Genomic DNA, 3713 nt, shown 5'->3' on the forward strand with positions numbered 1-3713 from the left:
CCCTTACGGCTGCCCCTCGACCCCCTCCGGCGGCGCCATCCCCGCCCAGACCCGATGCTCGGGGGGAAACCCCATGGCCACCAGGCAGTTAATGAGCATTCCGTACGCCATGAAGGTCGTCGTCTCATTGACGTCCGCCCCCAGTGGCAGATGGACGGTGTCCCACAGCCGCATCCAACCGGCGCGTACGGCCTCGCCGAACTCGTGGTCACCCTCCTGCTCGGCGGCCGCCACGGCGAGGTACATCTGCATCTGCATCATCAGCCGCTCGGGCTGCTCCGAGACGACCTTCCGGTAGGCGGCCCCCATGGCGTGCAGGGCCTCTTCGCCCTCCAGCCCCTCGGAAGCCTCCGCGAACATCCGGATGGTCTCCTCCACGCACCGCTCGGCCGCCGCCAGGAAGATCGCCTTCTTGCCCGGGAAGAGCCGGAAGAGATAGGGCTGCGAGACGCCGACACGCCTGGCGATGGCCTCGGTCGACGTGCCGTAGTAGCCACCGCGAGCGAACTCGGTCGTCGCCGCGCGGATGACGCTCTCGCGCCTCTCCTCTGCGCTCATCCTGGCCATGCGTTGTAAGTTAGTACTCAATCACTAACTAGTCAAGGGGCATGTCGAGGCACCTCACGGCACCTCACGACCGAGACATGTAAGGGGCGCCCCTCCATGGAGGACGCCCCTTACCGCGCGGCACGCGCGTGCCGCTACGCCAGCTGTACGACCGCTCGCGACATCCCGAGCACCTTCTGCCCGGCGCTCTTCACGAGCAGGTCCACGCGGACCTTGTTGTCGTCGAGCTTGGCCGCGACCTTGCCGCTGACCTCGATCGTGGCGCCCTGGTCGTCGTTGGGTACGACGACGGGCTTGGTGAAGCGGACGCCGTACTCGACGACCGCGGCCGGGTCGCCGGTCCAGTCGGTGACCACCCGGATCGCCTCGGCCATGGTGAACATGCCGTGCGCGATGACGTCCGGCAGTCCGACCTCCTTGGCGAACTTCTCGTTCCAGTGGATCGGGTTGAAGTCGCCCGAGGCGCCCGCGTACTGGACGAGGGTGGCACGGGTCACAGGGAAGTCCTGGGCGGGCAGCTCGGTGCCGACCTCGACGTCACCGTAGGCAATCTTCGCCGTCATCGGTCTCAGGCCTGCCCTTCTTCGGCGTCCAGGCCACGGGCCACGAGCTTCGTCCAGGCGGTCACCACATGCTCCCCCGCCTCGTCGTGGACCTCTCCGCGAACGTCCAGGATGTCGTTGCCCGCCATGGTCTTGACCGCCTCGATGGTCGAGGTGACGGTCAGCCGGTCGCCGGCGCGCACCGGGCGGGTGTAGGCGAACTTCTGGTCGCCGTGCACGACGCGGCTGTAGTCGAGGCCGAGCTGCGGGTCCTGGATGACCTGTCCGGCGGCCTTGAAGGTGATCGAGAAGACAAAGGTCGGCGGGGCGATCACATCGGGGTGACCGAGCGCCTTGGCGGCCTCCGGGTCCGTGTACGCCGGATTGGTGTCCCCCACCGCCTCCGCGAACTCACGGATCTTCTCCCGGCCCACCTCATAGGGGTCGGTGGGCGGGTAACTCCGCCCCACGAAGGACTGGTCGAGCGCCATGGCTCGGCACCTCCTGCTGTCTGCTGCCGTTGACCTGCTGGTTCACCTGGGTCGGCCTCAACCGACCGGTAACCGGGGCGAAAACGACGCGAGGCCGCCCCCCGACTGAGGGGGCGGCCTCGCGTACGAGCCTGATTTATCGCGTTTCGCGGTGCGCGGTGTGCGCGTTGCAACGCGGGCAGTGCTTCTTCATCTCAAGACGGTCCGGGTTGTTACGCCGGTTCTTCTTGGTGATGTAGTTCCGCTCCTTGCACTCCACGCAGGCCAGCGTGATCTTCGGGCGGACGTCGGTGGCAGCCACGTGAGTGCTCCTTGACGAACGGATAGGACTGAATTAACGCATAAAAGAGTAGCCGATCGAAGGACCGACCCCACAATCGGCTACTGTCAGTAGCGGTGACCGGACTTGAACCGGTGACACAGCGATTATGAGCCGCTTGCTCTACCGACTGAGCTACACCGCTGTGATGCGATCGGTCCCCGCCTCGCGACGGGAACCTCCCACACCAGAGCCCCAATACGGAATCGAACCGTAGACCTTCTCCTTACCATGGAGACGCTCTACCGACTGAGCTATTGGGGCGAGCGATGAAGACATTACACGCTCGGCAGCCGTTCACCCAAATCCGTTTCACGGCCCCTCCCGAGGGCCGATCGGCGGAGCACACGGACGCCTCGCAGGCCACCGCGCCTCCGCGGGACGCGGCGCCGTTCGGCGGACCACACCGGTACGACTATTGCGCTCCTGCGCGCCAGGGCGGTATCGCCAGCCTAGGCTCGACTCACTCTGCGTGATCTTGCGTGCCCGGCGTATCCCCCCGGCACCGTCCCCGCAGCCCGATGCGCAGCCCCGAACCTCTGGAGCGCGATGCCCGACAGTCATCCCCAGCCGCCCCACTCGTCGTCCTCGTCGGGCTCGTCCGGACCGGCCGACCCGGGCGCACTGCTGCTGTGCGGGGCCCGGCTGACCGACGGCCGGACCGTGGACGTACGGCTGGGCGGCGGGCGCATCGAGGCGGTCGGCACCGCCGGGAGCCTGGCGGGGGAGGGCACGCGTGCGTGCGCGCGCGTGGACCTCGGCGGCTATCTGCTCCTCCCGGCCCCGGCCGAACCGCACGCCCACGGCGACACCGCCCTCTCCGCCGACGAGGGCGGCCCTGTCTCGTACGAACCCCAGGACGTCCAGCGCCGGGCCACCGAGGCCGCTTTGCTCCAGCTCGGACACGGGGCGACCGCGCTGCGGGCACACGTGCGCGTGGGCGACGTCCAGGGATTGGGCGCGCTGACCGCCGTACTCCAGGCACGGCGTTCCCTGCGCGGGCTCACGGAGTTGACGACGGTGGCGATGCCCCGGCTGCTGACCGGTGTGGCCGGGGCCGACGGGCTGGCGATGCTGCGGGACGCGCTGAAGATGGGCGCGTCGGTGGTCGGCGGCTGCCCCGACCTGGACCCGGATCCGACGGGTTACGTGGAGGCGGTCCTGGAGGTCGCCTCCGAGCACGGCTGCCCCGTCGATCTGCACACCGACGCCACCGACCCGGCCCGTCTGGCCCGGCTCGCCGCGATGGCCGGCGGACTGCGCCCCGGCGTGACCCTCGGCCCGTGCGGCGGCCTGGGTCGGCTGCCCGCCCAGATGGCCTCCCGCACCGCGGACCAGCTCGCCGCGGCCGGGGTGACGGTGGCGTGCCTGCCCCAGGGCGGCTGCGGGGGCGCGGAACGGCGGAGTACGGCGCCGGTACGACTGCTGCGCGCCGCCGGCGTACGCGTCGCCGCCGGAAGCGGCGCCCTCCGGGACGTGTCGAACCCGGTGGGACGCGGAGACCCGTTGGAGGCCGCCTACCTGCTGGCCTCGCGGCACGGACTGCGCCCCGAGGACGCGTACGACGCCGTGAGCGCGTCGGCGCGTGCGGTGCTGGGGCTGCCCGAGGTGCGGGTGGAGGCGGGCTTCCCTGCCGAGTTGCTGGCGGTGCGGGGGGACCGGCTGGCGGGGGCGCTGTCGCTGGCGTACAGCCGCATCGTGGTGCACCGGGGGCGTGTGGTGGCGCGGACCAGCGCGGTGCGGGAGTACTGCAACTCGGCGGTGGCGGCGGAGTTGGGGCTGCCACGGCAGGGG

5 protein-coding genes and 2 tRNA genes are annotated in these 3713 nt (G+C 70.1%); 1 reads left to right on the plus strand and 6 read right to left on the minus strand.

Features of this window, described 5'->3' with window-relative positions:
* Positions 1-3 precede the first annotated feature (3 nt).
* The 6 genes from L0P92_RS42980 to L0P92_RS43005 form a co-directional block, all read right to left on the minus strand.
* A complete protein-coding gene (locus tag L0P92_RS42980; RefSeq protein ID WP_234768572.1) occupies positions 4-567 on the minus strand; it encodes a TetR/AcrR family transcriptional regulator in 564 nt (187 codons plus the stop codon).
* Between the two features lie 134 nt (positions 568-701).
* The gene (locus L0P92_RS42985; RefSeq protein ID WP_234768573.1) at positions 702-1130 is read right to left on the minus strand and encodes a MaoC family dehydratase; all 429 of its coding nucleotides are present in this window, start codon (positions 1128-1130) and stop codon (positions 702-704) included.
* Between the two features lie 5 nt (positions 1131-1135).
* Positions 1136-1600: a MaoC family dehydratase N-terminal domain-containing protein gene (locus L0P92_RS42990; protein ID WP_234768574.1), complete on the minus strand. Its 465-nt coding sequence runs from the start codon at positions 1598-1600 to the stop codon at positions 1136-1138.
* A gap of 136 nt (positions 1601-1736) precedes the next feature.
* Positions 1737-1901, minus strand: coding sequence for a 50S ribosomal protein L33 (rpmG, locus tag L0P92_RS42995; protein WP_003948671.1), 165 nt, complete (start codon positions 1899-1901; stop codon positions 1737-1739).
* A gap of 90 nt (positions 1902-1991) precedes the next feature.
* Positions 1992-2064 (minus strand) — tRNA-Met (locus L0P92_RS43000).
* Positions 2065-2110: 46 nt separating this feature from the next.
* Positions 2111-2183: transfer RNA gene (locus tag L0P92_RS43005), tRNA-Thr, on the minus strand.
* 285 nt (positions 2184-2468) lie between these two features.
* Between L0P92_RS43005 and L0P92_RS43010 the strand changes: the two genes are divergently transcribed.
* Positions 2469-3713, plus strand: a 1245-nt coding sequence (locus L0P92_RS43010; RefSeq protein WP_234768575.1) for an amidohydrolase family protein, incomplete at its 3' end; no start/stop codon positions are given.

Origin of the sequence: Streptomyces muensis (assembly GCF_021474425.1) — a bacterium.
Classification (GTDB): domain Bacteria; phylum Actinomycetota; class Actinomycetes; order Streptomycetales; family Streptomycetaceae; genus Streptomyces; species Streptomyces muensis.

Bases quoted from the DNA above. Each gene is read 5' to 3' on its own strand.
- L0P92_RS42980 (WP_234768572.1), bottom strand. From the start codon at position 567: ATGGCCAGGATGAGCGCAGAGGAGAGGCGCGAGAGCGTCATCCGCGCG.
- L0P92_RS42985 (WP_234768573.1), bottom strand. From the start codon at position 1,130: ATGACGGCGAAGATTGCCTACGGTGACGTCGAGGTCGGCACCGAGCTG.
- L0P92_RS42990 (WP_234768574.1), bottom strand. From the start codon at position 1,600: ATGGCGCTCGACCAGTCCTTCGTGGGGCGGAGTTACCCGCCCACCGAC.